Source organism: Paenibacillus sp. UNC217MF (genome assembly GCF_000686865.1).
GTDB classification, from domain to species: domain Bacteria; phylum Bacillota; class Bacilli; order Paenibacillales; family Paenibacillaceae; genus Paenibacillus_B; species Paenibacillus_B suaedae.
In genome coordinates this window covers 405,973-420,363 of the sequence record NZ_JMLT01000008.1, presented here as the reverse complement: position 1 = coordinate 420,363, position 14,391 = coordinate 405,973, and the positions used below count along the sequence as shown (strand labels likewise).

At 44.7% G+C, this 14,391-nt stretch carries 17 protein-coding genes; all 17 read left to right on the top strand.

Annotation, left to right across the window (positions count from 1 at the left end):
* The first annotated feature begins 87 nt into the window (after window positions 1–87).
* Complete coding sequence (locus BP95_RS0105435; RefSeq protein ID WP_028531599.1) at window positions 88–432, top strand: VOC family protein; 345 nt, start codon at window positions 88–90, stop codon at window positions 430–432.
* 104 nt (window positions 433–536) lie between these two features.
* Window positions 537–1,007: an NUDIX domain-containing protein gene (locus tag BP95_RS29655; RefSeq protein WP_051249842.1), complete on the top strand. Its 471-nt coding sequence runs from the start codon at window positions 537–539 to the stop codon at window positions 1,005–1,007.
* 45 nt (window positions 1,008–1,052) lie between these two features.
* On the top strand, window positions 1,053–1,229 hold the full coding sequence (locus BP95_RS0105425) for a GNAT family N-acetyltransferase (protein ID WP_139170715.1): 177 nt from the start codon (window positions 1,053–1,055) through the stop codon (window positions 1,227–1,229).
* A 118-nt stretch (window positions 1,230–1,347) separates the two neighbouring features.
* Window positions 1,348–1,869, top strand: a complete 522-nt coding sequence (locus BP95_RS31785; RefSeq protein WP_152521929.1) for a hypothetical protein — start codon at window positions 1,348–1,350, stop codon at window positions 1,867–1,869.
* A gap of 16 nt (window positions 1,870–1,885) precedes the next feature.
* Complete coding sequence (locus BP95_RS29645) at window positions 1,886–2,878, top strand: 5'-nucleotidase (RefSeq protein ID WP_021252508.1); 993 nt, start codon at window positions 1,886–1,888, stop codon at window positions 2,876–2,878.
* 2 nt (window positions 2,879–2,880) lie between these two features.
* On the top strand, window positions 2,881–3,324 hold the full coding sequence (locus tag BP95_RS0105410; protein WP_021252507.1) for an NUDIX hydrolase: 444 nt from the start codon (window positions 2,881–2,883) through the stop codon (window positions 3,322–3,324).
* Window positions 3,325–3,510: 186 nt separating this feature from the next.
* The gene (locus BP95_RS33735) at window positions 3,511–3,747 is read left to right on the top strand and encodes a GNAT family N-acetyltransferase (RefSeq protein ID WP_231515042.1); all 237 of its coding nucleotides are present in this window, start codon (window positions 3,511–3,513) and stop codon (window positions 3,745–3,747) included.
* A gap of 381 nt (window positions 3,748–4,128) precedes the next feature.
* A complete protein-coding gene (corA, locus tag BP95_RS0105395; protein WP_028531596.1) occupies window positions 4,129–5,082 on the top strand; it encodes a magnesium/cobalt transporter CorA in 954 nt (317 codons plus the stop codon).
* Window positions 5,083–5,137: 55 nt separating this feature from the next.
* Window positions 5,138–5,563 carry a GNAT family N-acetyltransferase gene (locus BP95_RS0105390; RefSeq protein WP_021252503.1) on the top strand — a complete coding sequence of 142 codons (426 nt, stop codon included), beginning with the start codon at window positions 5,138–5,140 and terminating at the stop codon, window positions 5,561–5,563.
* Window positions 5,564–5,686: 123 nt separating this feature from the next.
* Window positions 5,687–6,556, top strand: a complete 870-nt coding sequence (locus BP95_RS0105385; protein WP_021252502.1) for a GNAT family N-acetyltransferase — start codon at window positions 5,687–5,689, stop codon at window positions 6,554–6,556.
* A 79-nt stretch (window positions 6,557–6,635) separates the two neighbouring features.
* Window positions 6,636–6,785 carry a hypothetical protein gene (locus BP95_RS32910; protein ID WP_155987193.1) on the top strand — a complete coding sequence of 50 codons (150 nt, stop codon included), beginning with the start codon at window positions 6,636–6,638 and terminating at the stop codon, window positions 6,783–6,785.
* A 13-nt stretch (window positions 6,786–6,798) separates the two neighbouring features.
* Complete coding sequence (locus BP95_RS0105375) at window positions 6,799–7,356, top strand: GNAT family N-acetyltransferase (RefSeq protein ID WP_036666706.1); 558 nt, start codon at window positions 6,799–6,801, stop codon at window positions 7,354–7,356.
* A gap of 113 nt (window positions 7,357–7,469) precedes the next feature.
* Window positions 7,470–8,204 (top strand): YfjL-like protein, encoded by a 735-nt coding sequence (locus tag BP95_RS0105370; protein ID WP_021252500.1) that lies wholly within the window; start codon window positions 7,470–7,472, stop codon window positions 8,202–8,204.
* Between the two features lie 204 nt (window positions 8,205–8,408).
* Window positions 8,409–9,983, top strand: coding sequence for a thiazole-containing bacteriocin maturation protein (locus BP95_RS0105365; protein ID WP_021252499.1), 1,575 nt, complete (start codon window positions 8,409–8,411; stop codon window positions 9,981–9,983).
* Window positions 9,980–11,935: a TOMM precursor leader peptide-binding protein gene (locus BP95_RS0105360; protein ID WP_028531594.1), complete on the top strand. Its 1,956-nt coding sequence runs from the start codon at window positions 9,980–9,982 to the stop codon at window positions 11,933–11,935. The genes BP95_RS0105365 and BP95_RS0105360 overlap by 4 nt, the downstream gene beginning before the upstream one ends.
* A gap of 245 nt (window positions 11,936–12,180) precedes the next feature.
* Window positions 12,181–12,804 carry a bis(5'-nucleosyl)-tetraphosphatase (symmetrical) YqeK gene (gene yqeK, locus BP95_RS0105355; protein ID WP_036666701.1) on the top strand — a complete coding sequence of 208 codons (624 nt, stop codon included), beginning with the start codon at window positions 12,181–12,183 and terminating at the stop codon, window positions 12,802–12,804.
* A 260-nt stretch (window positions 12,805–13,064) separates the two neighbouring features.
* A complete protein-coding gene (locus BP95_RS0105350) occupies window positions 13,065–14,384 on the top strand; it encodes a hypothetical protein (protein ID WP_028531592.1) in 1,320 nt (439 codons plus the stop codon).
* The last annotated feature ends 7 nt before the right edge of the window (window positions 14,385–14,391 follow it).

Here is a 14,391-nt window from a genome sequence, read left to right as displayed (position 1 = left end):
CTTTTGTAGGTAAAGTACACTTGAGAAAGGAAGTTGTCTAAGGCGAATGCAGAGGATAAGATCTGATTTCTTATGATGGAGGTACCTGTGACGGTTAAACGAATCGTTGCCAATATAGATATAGCCGCGTCGAATCTATCGGAAGCCAAGCGTTTCTACGAGGAAATTTTGGGGCTTGATCTCATGATGGATCATGGCTGGATCGCTACTTATGGTTCTAACGACCAAATGAGTATCCAGATAAGCATTGCTTCGCAAGGAGGTTCGGACACGCCTGTTCCGGATGTGTCAATAGAGGTGGAGGATGTTGATGTTGTTCTGATGAATATGGAGCGTGCTGGATTCCCGATTGAATATGGGCCTGCAGATGAGCCTTGGGGAGTGAGGCGCTTCTATGTGCGAGATCCTTTCGGGAAGCTTGTAAATATTTAGGCACATACGGATCATTCGTAATTGAGCTATCAATGGAAAGATTCTTGCGTGCATAATTGCATGAAGGTAGCAAAAGAGCGGTATCGGAGAGGAATGAGCTTGGAATGCAGTGTGAGATGCGACAAAAATATCACGTGTTAGCCAGAGGCATTATGTTATCAGGGGAATACCTGCTAGTGGCACATTGTATTGGGATGGACAATACGTTCCTGCCTGGTGGACATGTTGAATTTCGTGAAGGAATGCAGGAGTCACTGTCTCGTGAAATATTCGAAGAGATGGGCCTACAGTGTGAAGTGAAGCAGTATATTGGTGCGGTTGAAGCGGGTTATGAAGACAACAATGTTTATCATCAGGAAATCAATCATTTATTTATTGCAGATGCGCAGGGCATTGAACATTCTAGGAACCCGGAATCGAAGGAACAACATTTAGAATTTTATTGGATTCATGTCAATGAAATGGACAAGCATAATCTACTCCCGTATCCTGTTCGGGAAGCGATTACACATTGTAAGAGTGGCAATCGAACTCCCTTCTGGGGGAGCGACATTGCATCATCAGGGGAGAGCTGACTAGAATGACAGAGTTAACAATTGATTGTGGCGACATATTGCTGCGTGAGTATCGAATGGAAGATGAATGTAACAGAGCTGAATGCTGTAGCGCTATTGAACAATATTTCTTCAAATAGAGTGATCCAAAAGTGTGGGTTTATTCAATATGGTGAGATCGATATCGATGGGAAGGCGCATTTGTATTACAAGCTGCGCAAGTCTGAATGGGCTGGGAAGTAGAAGTGTGAAGAGCTTGGGAGTATTGGAAGCGGATAAGTAAGAATATTCAGCAAGGGATAGAACTAACTACAGACTATTTACCGGAGAATTGAAAGCATCTTATACAGATGGCCTTCATGTGAAACTATCTAGTACAGTGAGCCTGGGCATGCTGGTTCATGAGAAGGCAGTGAATAACAATAACGAGAATAAATTGGAGGATCATAATATGGATACAAACAGCCTGAATGAAATGGTCGCACATCATACGAAGTTGGCCATTCAAATTGCTGAAACGATGGGGCACACGCTGGACTTCAGCAGCGAGAGTATTCATCGGGTAGAAGACATATTGGATAATTACGCGAATGATTATGCGAGTCATGATGATATGATTAAGCCGCTCGATCGAGAGGTGTGGTCAATAGCGGCGATTTGGGGCATCTATGTAGGAGAAATTATGAGGATTGAGCTGGGCGAAGAATGCAGATGGGAAGAGGTTGATGGAGGGTACCTGTTAAATGCTCATGGAGCCCAGGCCAATCCGATAGGGAAGGCATATAAACGCATTGTCAACGGTTCCGAGGATAATATCGTGTCGTTCTATGACATCATTGGGGAGAAAATGCGCGAGCATATCCAAAAAGGACCGGGGATCTAGCGGAGAGGAAAATGATATGGGGTATCATATCCAAGATAAATTGGTAGTGGCTGTAGCGTCGAGTGCGTTGTTTGATTTGACAGAATCAGATGCTGTGTTTCAGGAACATGGTGAAGAAGAATATCGGAAGTATCAGCGTGAGAATGAGAAGCGAGTGCTGGATAAAGGTGTGGCTTTCCCACTTATTAAAAGATTGCTCGGTCTGAACGATGCGGATATCGGCGATCAAGCGGTAGAGGTCGTTCTGTTGTCCCGTAATGATCCGGATACTGGTCTACGCGTATTCAAATCGATAGAGTATTATGGTCTGCCTATTACGCGGGCGGTATTCGTCACGGGAAATGATCCGTTTGTATATATGGATGCTTTTAATGCGTCGCTCTTCTTGTCTGGCAATAAGGATGATGTGAAGCAGGCTGTTGAGTTGGGGTTGCCAGCGGGCTGTGTGTATCCGACTGATTTCGTTGATGATGAGGAAGATGAAGAGCTCCGTATTGCCTTTGATTTCGACGGAATTATTGCAGATGATTCGGCAGAGGCTGTATATGAAAAGGGAGCAATTGAGCTGTTTCATCAGCATGAGCGGTTGAAGGCGGGAGAGCCGCTCCCTGCCGGGCCGTTGCTACGTTTCTTTCTTGAAATATCCAAGCTGCAGCGGAGAGAGATTAATCGCAGAATCGAGAATCCAGATTACCGGCCCAAAATAAGAGTCGCCATCGCGACGGCACGGAATGCTCCTGCGCATGAACGGGTGATTTCCACTCTACGAAAGCTGGATATTCGGATTGATGAAGCATTTTTCTTAGGCGGAGTTGAGAAGGAACGGGTACTGAAAATCTTTAAACCGCACATCTTCTTTGATGACCAAGTTGGCCATATAGAAGGAGTTGCGAGAATCGCACCTTCCGTCCACGTCCCGTTCGGAGTAAGAAATGTTGAGGCAGCAGGCGAGACACGACAGAGCAGAGAACTTGCATCGATCCTCTTGACAGAAGGGACTGGGATGTAGAAATGCAGAGCAGCGTAATCAAACATACTCATCTTGGCGTATATGGCGTGATGATGAGAAATAATGAAATACTGCTGATCAAAAAAGCAAGAGGCCCGCATACCGGCAAATGGGATCTTCCGGGAGGAAGAATTGAGTTTGGAGAAGAGCCCTATGCAGCGCTGCTTCGGGAAATTGAAGAGGAAACAGGAATCGCGAATTGTTCGGGAACGATACGAACCGCGCTATCTTACACCCTGATTTATCCCTATGCCAAGGATACGTTAGAAGAGCTCCACCACATCGGCATCATTTACAATGTAGACATACCTAATGAACATGAATTGAGAGTGTGCGGAGATGGAGAGGATTCACTTGGTGCTTGTTGGATTGCCATTGAAGATTTGCCCAAGTGTAAAGTTACTCCTTTTCTATCCTTATTGTTCCAGCTTGATGATGACATTTGAATGAAAATTAACGAACATTTGTTCTTTTCTGTCACGGAAAAATGTAGTATAGTTAAGATCTGGGATCGAAAAAATAGGAAAAGTGATTTCTTGATTTCTCCTTCTTTTGATCCGTTTTTGAATAGCTACATAATCTTCCTTCAACCCACCTTTTGCTATTTGCTAGATGTGGGTTGTTTTCGCATAATGATTCATCGATTGGCCGTGTCACGGGACTTTGCCGGGACGGGGATAGGCAAGCATATCATAACGTGGGTAGAGAATGGCTTGCAATTTCCTTCTGCAAAGAAGTATATCCGCCTGGATTGCGTTGGTGATAATGAGAAGTTGAATGCGTATTACGTGTCACAAGGCTTTGAGAAGGTAGGGAGTACAGACGGTCATAGCAATTACCAAAAGGAAATTGGAGCTGTATTTTCATAATCGTTGTTTGGATGCTATTTATTGAGGGGAGATGCGGGTATGGAGGCAATACTTGTTGATAAAGGGTCGCAGCCTATCAAGGAGAAGAAGTTATCGAGTTGATGCTGCCTATAAAATCAAAAGCGTGAAGAGCGTTGGGATGAACGCTGTTTGGATTAGCAAAAATCAAATCTTAAATGTCTCAGCTGGGGTCGAATCGGTCAAACTATGGCGAGCAAGTCTCAAAGTGAGACTATATTTCATCTTTCGAAAGGTATGGAAAGCATATCGTCTGAATGGTCGTCCGATTTATACGCAGTAAGTTATGATTATGACACATAATACAACTGGATCCTATTTTATCTGAATGTCATTTAACTAACTTGAGGGGATCGATGTACTATGATTCGTGTATTGGCTGTGACGGATAAGTTAGAATTGAGAAGGGATATCACCTTAGAGGAGCTTAAGCAGATACAAGCAAAGTGGTACTGGGTCGACTTCAATGAACCTTCGCCTGAAGAAGCGTTGCTCCTGGAGCAGTATTTCCATTTCCACCCGTTGGCAGTTGAAGATTGCTTGCATCATTTGCTGCAGCGGCCGAAAGTTGATCATTATGAAAATACTCATTTTTTTGTTCTGCACTCACTCCACCCTCATACATTTGCGGCGGAAGAAGTGGATTTATTTTGGGGAGACAATTTTATTGCAACGTTTCATTTGAATCCTTCACAGGAAATCGACGACGCATGGAATCGCATTGCGGAGAATCAGCAGTTGTTCGAAGCTGGCCATGTGTATGCGGCTCATTTGGTTATCGATAAGTTAGTCGATCAATATTTCCCTGCGGCCTATCAGCTTGAAGATCAATTGTCTGATATTGAATCCAAAGAGGGGAAAGACTCTATCCAAAGCGTGATGGACGACATATTTGAAATCAGATCCAAGCTGTTAAAACTGCGAAAAACGATATTGCCGATGAGGGAATTGATGTACCGAATCATTAATTCCGAGCGTATCGAAGGCGTAAAGACCAACATGCTCTACTTCACAGATATTTATGACCATTTGTTGAAGCTCTCCGAAATGATCGAATCGAACCGTGAGATGACTGCTGATATGAGAGACAGCTATATGTCCTTAAACTCCAATCGAATGAATACGATCATGAAGACATTGACAGTCATAACGACCATTTTTATGCCTCTAACTTTCATAGTTGGAATATACGGTATGAACTTTGATAACATGCCTGAGCTTCATTGGCAGTGGGGTTATTTTATCGTTTTGGCAGTTCTCGTTGGCGGCGGCATTGGAATGTACGCATGGTTTAAAAGAAAAGGCTGGTTTGATTGAAAAATGAGCAGGGAATTCAAGAACATAAGAGTCGCTATAGGGAGGTCGCAACAACATGAATACACCAGTTAACCTCAAGGGGGATTCGGATTGGGAACAGGTACGAGAGCTGCTTGCAGCATGTATGTACCCGAACGAAGAGAAGATCAATAGCCAGGTTGTTCTCTACCGGAGCGATGAGTCCCTGTTATTGTATGGAGTTGTCATTCAAGCAGAGCTGGTTGGATTAATTGGTGTACGTGCAGATACAACCGGAGAAGGCGTACTGCGTCATATCGCGGTAAAGCCGCACCTTCGTGGTCAAGGAGTTGGACATGCGATGATCAAACATGTGATGCAGAATCACAATCTTGCTAGACTCGAAGCAGAAACGGATCGAGATGCGGTTGGATTCTATCAGAGAGCTGGCTTTGATGTTACAAGTCTTGGTGAAAAATATCCAGGTGTGGAGCGATTTTTATGCGTGTTAAAGAGTTATTAGGTGTATAATAATGGAATAATTGAATTTCGACCTTAGACTCAGCCCTACTGAAGCATGAACTTGTAAAGCTGGGTTCTTTTATTTCTATTTCTAAAGTGTGTGCTCAGAAAGGTGATAGATTTGATGCCGAATCAGACATTAGCTGTAGAGCAATTGCGTATAACAGATACGCAGGGATTGATAGACCTATCCGCTTCGATCGGTTGGGATTATGATGAACAGGATATTCAGACGATTATGTCATCGGGAACGGTATGGGGACATCGCAATGAGCAAGGCGACATAATTTCAAGCGCTGCTATTCTTACCTACAAGCCTGGATTGTCTACAATTGGTATGGTTATCGTCGATCACCGCTATAGAGGGATGGGCTTAGGGAAGGCGGTTGTTCAAGCTTGTATGGACGCTGTTGATAACAGCGATACCATTATGCTGATTGCAACGGAAGAAGGCAGACCTTTGTATGAAGGCATGGGATATCATACCGTATCGTACGTCAATAAGCTTGTATGTTCTAGCTACAACACATTATCTAATCGGAGTGATTCTGTCTCTGAAATGCGTACCATGCCGCTAGGGTTGGAACACTTCCCTGGGATTCGTGAACTGGATCAGTTGGCCGTTGGAGCAGACAGAGAGACATTCCTATCTGCTCGCTGGAAACAGGCGAAGCAGGGGGTAGTTGTACTGGATAACAAAGGTACTCTGATCGGGTATGGATTTGCCGTTCAAGGCCCGAAGTATCTCGTTCTTGGACCAGTGGTAGCTGTACAGCAGGAAGCGGCATCAGCCATGATTCATTACTTGGCCGAAGATAACCGGGGCAAGCTGCTTCGTATTGATGTGCCAGAGGAACAACCTGAATTTATCGAGCTTTTGATACAGGCTGGTTTTGAGAGAGAGACTCATCCTCCGGTGATGATTAAGAATGCACAACAGCTGCCGGCAAGAAATCGTACACTATACGGGATTGCAGCGCAAATATTTGGATGACGGGTGGAACTAGGTCAGAAGTGTCTTGCCCATACGCGTGTGGCTGGTCAACGACAATGTAAACTGAGGTGAAATGAATATGGAGTGGTCTGCTCTTATTATTTCGTTTTTCTTCTTAGCTACACTCGTCAGAATTGAAATTAACACCAAGAAGAAGCTTGATAATGATAAGAAGATAATGAAACAGCTTCAGGATATCTTGGATGAATTAAAGAACATGAAGAATTGAAGGAGGAAGCAAGATGATATCAACATTTCCTAGATTAGAAACGGACAGAATGATTCTACGGCAGCTCAGGTCGGAGGATGCGCCCAATCTATTCGAGAACTTCTCAACGGACGAAGTAACGCAGTATTATAACTTGGATAATTTCGTGGCGATTGAACAAGCCGAACAATTAATAGAGAGATGGAACCAACGATTTGAGGAAGGACAGAGCAGCATTCGCTGGGGAATTGCACTTCGATCGGAGGATATAATCATTGGGACTTGCGGCTATCACAACTGGCGGAGAGCAGATTGCAAAGCCGAGATAGGATACGAATTGAATCCAAGCCATTGGAATAAGGGCCTGATGACGGAAGCATTGAACCGCATAGTCGCATTTGGTTTTGAGGAGATGCAATTAAACCGAATCGAAGCCTATGTGTTTGGAACAAATACGGCTTCACAAAAACTGCTTGAGAAGTCCGGATTCTACCAAGAAGGATTGCTGCAGGAGTGCTATCGCAAAAATGACAGGTTTATAGATGCTATTCTATTTGCCAAGCTTCAAAAGGATTATGCAGAAAACGGATAAAAGATGAAGTGAAACTGTGCACTCCGCACTCGCATGTTGTACACGAATCAGTTACGCGGAGAAGTGAGACCAATGAAGTTAGTGCGTACAATTCGGTCAGGTAGGTGTTGTGCATGAAGAAAATAATATCGATTGTGGTTGTTGTCTTGCTGTTGTCTTTTGTGTTTTTCGTCTATACGGAAATGGAAGGATTACCTTGGAAACATGCTGAAGTAAAGCGGAAGGCAATCGATTATATGAAACAAAAGTACAATATGGATGTTGCAGCGGAAGGAAGTTCTTATAATTTTAAATTTAAAGTATATACAGCGAAAGTATATAACGTGAAGGATTCGAACAAAGCGATTATTCGTGTGGACGATGATAGTGACTTCGACGCCGAGGGCAACTATGTTGGGAAGCGATTGCAAGACGATTATACCCTTGTGTATTGGTCTGAATCTATTCGCGATGGACTGCAAGTAAAGCATCCTGATCTGTTCAAGCTTCAAGATATTGATACGATTCAGATTGAATACGCATATTACACGTTATCACTTACCGAAGGGCTCAGCGGTGATCAGGATCAGAACGGGGTGCACATTCCGGTAAAGCCCAAGGATGTTCCTGAATTGTTTATTCGTTTGAAGTCTGTCGATATAGGCGACCATGTGTTGGAACAATTGCGTGAGGTAATCAATGATATGGTGAGAACCTCTCAACCAATGGGTGTCTTCGTTAGGGCAGCTGAGGATAAAAGGACTCAAAAAAATGAAATGTCAAAGACCGAAATGCTTCATCTAGAGCACGATCAACTCAAGCCTATCCAATCCATTGAGGATTTGAAGAAGGACATAAAGCTCTTGTAAGGGAAGGCAGAGCTGTCTCAACTGTCATTACGCTAATGACATGAGGCAGCTCTTTTTTTGTTGCAGTAGGACTGGGCCGTACGCGAGTCATAGTGAAGCAGACGTCGACATACGTTAACAATGACATTTCTAGGTCGGATTCACGATAACGAAGCGAATCGAATTCAATGAAATATAGGTGTTTGTGGGAAAGGAGGATTGTTTATGTCTAAGCAAGAGAAGGGAGTACTTGCTATTGGCTCGGGATCCATGCTGGATTCATTGGTTAAAACCTGGCATGAAGCGGGAGACTTCACACTGACGGTTTGCACAACTGACACGGAAACTCCCGATCATGTTGCATTTGCGGTATATCAGGAGCCTGACGAACAGGGAGGATTGACTCCAAATGTCACGATGAAACGGAGAGATCTCAAACAAGATTGGCGCAGTATTATTCGACCATACCGTTTTATCCTATACGCTGCCCAACTTGATAATTTGGCTGAATGGAGAGACCTTCAGGATGCATGTGAATTGGAGGGGAAACCCCTTCTGCCTGCGATAACCTTACGTGGGGTTGGATTAGTTGGGCCATTGTTAGATGTGGACGGAACAGCACGACCAGAAGCGGTGTGGCGGAGCCTGCACCCGACCGTGTTCCGAAGTGAGAATGAGCAACAGAGCTTCTCGTTAACGGCACTTCATATTCTTACAAATCTGGTTATGCATGAATATTATCGGGAAGTGACAGCTGGAAGAGACGGGAATTGTAGAGATCAATGTTATATTCTTGATCCGAGCAGCTTAACAGGGAGCTGGCATTCCATTCGTTCACATCTCTTCGATGTTGAACGAGGGAGTAAGGCGGCTTGCCGTATATCTACAGTGGATGAAATCATCACAGCAAGTACTGAGCGAATGAATGATTCAGATTGGTATACCAGCTTCGCAGATATGACTTCCTCTTCAATTGGAATTTTCCACAAATGGGAAGAGGGGGGGATTGTGCAGCTTCCTCTCGCACAATGCATGGTTCAGCCGATTGATCCAGCATCAGAATCATTTGTCCGACTACTGCCAGCAATCATATGCAGTGGATTGACACATGAAGAGGCTCGGCGTGAGTCGGGGCTTGCAGGATTGGAAGCGTATGCGGCATGTTTATTACCGTTTCTGTTCCCTGTATCGGGGAATGACCATGTGGCTGCTATCGGTGTAGGTGCAGGTTGTGAGGCAGCTGAAGCTGTTGGACGGGGAATTAGGGCATGCTTGACGAAACGATTGCAGGATCGTATTGACCGCAGCCGACACGGGGCGAGTCAGATGATCGTATCGCGACTGCGATTTGAACATGTAGCAGACAGCCGCTGTCAGTATTATTTGCAGTCGCTAGGTATCATGGGAGTTGAGTCTATTATTGCGGTTGGGGAGCCGCTGCTAGGTTATCCGGTAGTATGGGCCTATTCGAGGGATAATTGGTATGGAAGTGTGGATGTAGATTTCACAATTGCGCTTCGCCAGTCCCTTCAGAAGGCGCTAAATCAGGTTGAGGGGCATGCGTCCGATCTATTTCAAGTTCAATGCGAAGAAGATAATTCAATGAACACGGCCGCAATCCCTCATATTTCCTATCCGTTCACATCTGCTTATTGGATAGCAGCGGTGCAAAGAGTATTGGAGAAGAACAAGAAGAACGATTCGTGCTTCGAAATATATGATTTACACAGCAGTTCTTTCCTGGGTACAGAGGCATTCTTCGTATGTGGAGTGCGGCTCAGAGAGGAGGGCTCTACGTGAACACTGTCCTGGTGATTGGAGAGGGATTACTTGCGGATGTCGTATATGCACAGTTAATGGATCAATGCGATTACAACGTAACAAGATTGACGAATCACAATGAAGGAATTCCAAGTATAAGTATGAGCATCGCATTGGTGCTTCAGGATCAAGAAAACCTTGGCTTGCTGTTGGAAATGAATGAGAAGCTTCAGCAATCGGGAATTCCGTGGATATCGGCTTATTTGAGTGGGGAAGAAGGGTTCGTTGGTCCAATGAACTGGCCAGGTGCATCCGGATGCTTCCAATGCGCAGACATTAGAATGTCGATAGCAGGCAGCAATACTAATGCAACTGATGACATGCTTTTGATGCTGGTTAACCCTGACTATGTCCCTCGAGTTGAATCGGACATTGAAGTGACAGGGTATCGATTTATGGCTCAGTTACTTGTTGAGGAGACATCGAAATGCGTAAACGGACATAGTCTGTGTACCGACAGTCACATTTATATGATCAACTTGCACAGCTTGAACTGTACGCGGCATTATATTCTTCCTTCTGGTGCTTGTCCAGTATGCGGGCAGCTAGATGAAGATTCGCCGGAAGCAGCGAGTATTGTGCTTAAACCATCTCCCAAGCTGGATAATAGCTATCGGTGTCGTTCCATGAAAGAATTACAGGGGGTTCTGTTCAACGACTATTGGGATCGTCGATCCGGCTTATTTAACGACATAGAGTTGCATCTTTCTTCTGTATTTGCAGATGCAGTCGTCAATCTCCCGCTCGGCTATTACGATGAGGTGACAGGGGGACGTTCCCATTCGTTCACGAACAGTCAGCTTGCTGCCATATTAGAGGGATTGGAACGTTATTGCGGCATCACACCCCGCGGTAAACGTCCAGTTGTGTTCGATAGTTACAACCAACTGAAGGAAATTGCTATGGATCCCGCTACAATTGGGCTACATGCACAAGAACAATACGAACAGGAAGGTTTTCCGTTTGCCTCCTTTGATCCAGATACCCCTATTGAATGGGTGTGGGGGTATTCATTTTTACAGGAGCGCCCGATTCTAGTTCCTCATCTAGTAGCCTATTACAGCTTAGGGCACGAAGGGAGTTTCGTGTACGAAACCTCTAACGGCTGCGCATTAGGAGGCAGTCTAGAAGAAGCGGTGTTGTATGGCATATTTGAGGTTGTTGAACGAGATGCCTTCTTAATGACTTGGTATGCGAAGCTCCAATGTCCTAGGCTCGATCCATATTCCTCAGGGGATGAGGAGCTGCTCCTCATGATTCAACGGATCAAGGCTGTCTTAGGATATGAGGTGTTGTTGTACAACATAACAACGGAGAATGGGATTCCGAGCATCTGGTCGATTGCTCGGGGAACACCAGAACATGAAGTGAGTGTAGTCTGTTCTGCGGGAGCTCATCTTGACCCTATACGAGCAGCTAAGAGTGCTGTCCATGAACTTGCGGGGACGATCTCCATGGTTGAAAAACGTTGGAAGGAACGTGGTTCGGAAGCGCTGTCTATGTTTATGGATTCGTATGAGGTACAGCAGATGGAAGACCATACTCTGCTGTACGGTTTGCCAGAAGCAGCGGAAAGACTTCACTTTTTGTTAGAGGAGCAGCGTCCAGTCCGTTCTTTTGCCGAAGAATTCCCAATCCCAGTGGTTCCAGTCAGTACAGATGTAACAGAAGAGTTGAAGGAAGTTCTTGAAGTGTTCTGTCGATTGCAATTAGACGTGATTGTTGTTGATCAATCGTCCAGCGAGACGCTACGCAATGGCCTACACTGCGTGAAAGTGCTGATTCCAGGCATGCTTCCAATGACTTTTGGCCACCATCTCCGTCGATTAGAGGGGATTGACAGAGTGTTGGAAGTACCGATGAAACTTGGATATGTGGATCGCAAGCTTACACGTGAGGAACTGAACCCTTATCCGCACCCATTTCCGTAAGGGATGTTGAATGAACGGCATTCGGATTGACTCCAATGAACGAGGTGGTATTGAAATAATCATACTGGTAAAATAAGTGAATGAGAAGTTGATTCCATGAAACAGCGATTGGGATATGTTGAGCTCAATCGCTGTTTTGATCTATTTCTAAATGCTATCTGATAAGAAGCCGACCATTTCTTTTTCAAAATAGAAATAAATGATTAATAGGGATGACATTCCATAGTGAGAGAGGTATATCTATCATGCATCTATTATTTGAAAAGCTTGTGCAAGAAATTGAGTTCACGGGAAATATGAAGCAGGATATTCAACAGTTTTTAACCGCAAATCATAGCCCGGGTACTGCAGAGCATTGTATGGATGTAGGGGCAGAAGCTAGAAGAATTGCGCAATTATATTATGCTGATCCGGAGAGAGCGGAATTGGCGGGATGGCTGCATGATATCAGCGCCGTATTTCCTAACGAGGAACGAATTGAGGCGGCGAGGCAGCTAGGAATTGATATACTGCCCGAAGAAGAGCAATTCCCGATGATCATCCATCAGAAGCTATCCAAGGTGATAGCCCGGGACATATTTGGCGTTCAGGATGCCGAAGTGCTGGATGCGGTGGGCTGCCATACTACGCTGCGAACCGATGCCTCGCAGCTTGATCTTGTCCTATTTGTTGCCGACAAGATTGCATGGGATCAGCAAGGCATTCCTCCTTACATCGAGGAATTACATCATAATCTCGCAATATCGCTGGAACATGCGGCGTTTGCTTACATTCAATATTTATGGGATCGCAAGGACACACTGAAGGTCATCCACCCTTGGCTTGCAGATGCTTATGAACAATTACATGTACAATTGAATGCGGAATGAAGTTGCAATGTGGAGTGGTCTGACGCAGTAGGCGTCAGACTACTCCATTTTTCGTTGGCTGCTACCGGAAATTTGAAAGAGAAATGGGGCTCCCACTTAGTTCGAATCTAGTATAAATTGGATTATCTCTTGTGGTATTGGTAGAATAAAGAATGGTTGAAGGAAGTTTTTCGATTTTGCTATTGACTATCGGAATATTGAAATAGCCACCAAAGCATATTGGGAACGGCTGGAGTTGAGGGAAAGGTGGATGGAGTAACTTGAATGTATGGGATATATTAGGGATTGAGCCAACGGAAGATGATTCTGTCATCTCAAGCGCTTATGCGAAGAAGCTGACGCTAGAGCATCCGGAAAATGACGCACAGTGGAAAGAGATGCTGCATGAAGCGTATGAAGTAGCGTTGAAGCTGGCGCGCAAAAGGTCAGCAGCAACAGAAGCTTCTAATATGAGGCTGAACGATCATGGTGAACGGTTGGAAGATCCATTTGTACATAAGACGGTTGCAAGAGAAGAGGTTGCTGTGAGCACAGCTTATCCTTATGCCGCAAATCCGATTCAGGTATTTCTAGCCCGAGTATCTGAGCTGTATAGCAATTTCGCAAATCGAATCCAGCCTTCATCTTGGAAAGCCTTGTTCCAGGAGAACGCGGAATGGGATATTAAGAATCCGCAGTTACGTGATGAAATGGTGATGTTTCTTGAGGAGAAGCATCATTATTTTCCGATAGCGGTATGGATCGTGCTGGAGGATACTTTCCGTTTCCATGAGCATGAGGAAGAATTAAGGGAACGCCATGCCGGGGAATTCATTGATTACATATTCGAACAGGTTAACGGTACGATGGAGCTGACCTATGATTGTTTCATTGATGCGGACATCAATTTTGATATTGACCGTTATCTCTACCTGCGTGAGATGGCGCAGTATATGCTTATGCAAGGAGAACTTGAAGAGGTAGGCGCATATTTGAGTGAGGCCCATGAATGGTTCCAAGACGATCCTGACCTAGAGCTCATGCGCGGCAAATACTTCGAAGAAATCGGCGAAATGGAGCAAGCAATGGATTGCTTCAATCAAGTGATTGCGATGAAACCCGATGAGTTTGAGGGACGATGGCACCGTGCACAGCTCCTATACAAGCTTGAACAATATGAAGCTGCCTTGGCGGAATGCAACCGCTTGCTGCAGATTGAGGAGAATCAGCAAGATGCTTTGATGCTGTCCATTCATTGTTATACGCAATTAGGGCAGCTGAAGGAAGCGCATATGAAGCTCCAGCAATCCAATGACATTGACAATGTTCATGACATTTTACGGTATGTTCACGGTATTAAGTTATTTAACAAATATAGATATGCCCAAGAAGTGGAGAAAAAGGGACAGAGACAAGCACGTAAACAAATTTCATCATTTCTTCTCTACTTCTATCTCCGCTTGACTTGGCTATACATACTCGTCTATGTTGGGCTTCAACTATTTATAAGCGTGCCTCTTGTCGTTACGGTACTATGGCTTGCAGTAATGGTGTGGAACGGTTGGAAGACGTTCAAGACTTACCGAATGATGACTACCTAGAAGGAGG

Coding starts and splice junctions, on each gene's coding strand:
- BP95_RS0105410 (WP_021252507.1), top strand. CDS start 2,881: ATGCAGAGCAGCGTAATCAAACATACTCATCTTGGCGTATATGGCGTG.
- BP95_RS29645 (WP_021252508.1), top strand. CDS start 1,886: ATGGGGTATCATATCCAAGATAAATTGGTAGTGGCTGTAGCGTCGAGT.
- BP95_RS29655 (WP_051249842.1), top strand. CDS start 537: ATGCAGTGTGAGATGCGACAAAAATATCACGTGTTAGCCAGAGGCATT.
- BP95_RS0105385 (WP_021252502.1), top strand. CDS start 5,687: ATGCCGAATCAGACATTAGCTGTAGAGCAATTGCGTATAACAGATACG.
- BP95_RS0105370 (WP_021252500.1), top strand. CDS start 7,470: ATGAAGAAAATAATATCGATTGTGGTTGTTGTCTTGCTGTTGTCTTTT.
- BP95_RS0105365 (WP_021252499.1), top strand. CDS start 8,409: ATGTCTAAGCAAGAGAAGGGAGTACTTGCTATTGGCTCGGGATCCATG.
- BP95_RS33735 (WP_231515042.1), top strand. CDS start 3,511: ATGATTCATCGATTGGCCGTGTCACGGGACTTTGCCGGGACGGGGATA.
- yqeK (WP_036666701.1), top strand. CDS start 12,181: ATGCATCTATTATTTGAAAAGCTTGTGCAAGAAATTGAGTTCACGGGA.
- corA (WP_028531596.1), top strand. CDS start 4,129: ATGATTCGTGTATTGGCTGTGACGGATAAGTTAGAATTGAGAAGGGAT.
- BP95_RS0105375 (WP_036666706.1), top strand. CDS start 6,799: ATGATATCAACATTTCCTAGATTAGAAACGGACAGAATGATTCTACGG.
- BP95_RS0105390 (WP_021252503.1), top strand. CDS start 5,138: ATGAATACACCAGTTAACCTCAAGGGGGATTCGGATTGGGAACAGGTA.
- BP95_RS32910 (WP_155987193.1), top strand. CDS start 6,636: ATGGAGTGGTCTGCTCTTATTATTTCGTTTTTCTTCTTAGCTACACTC.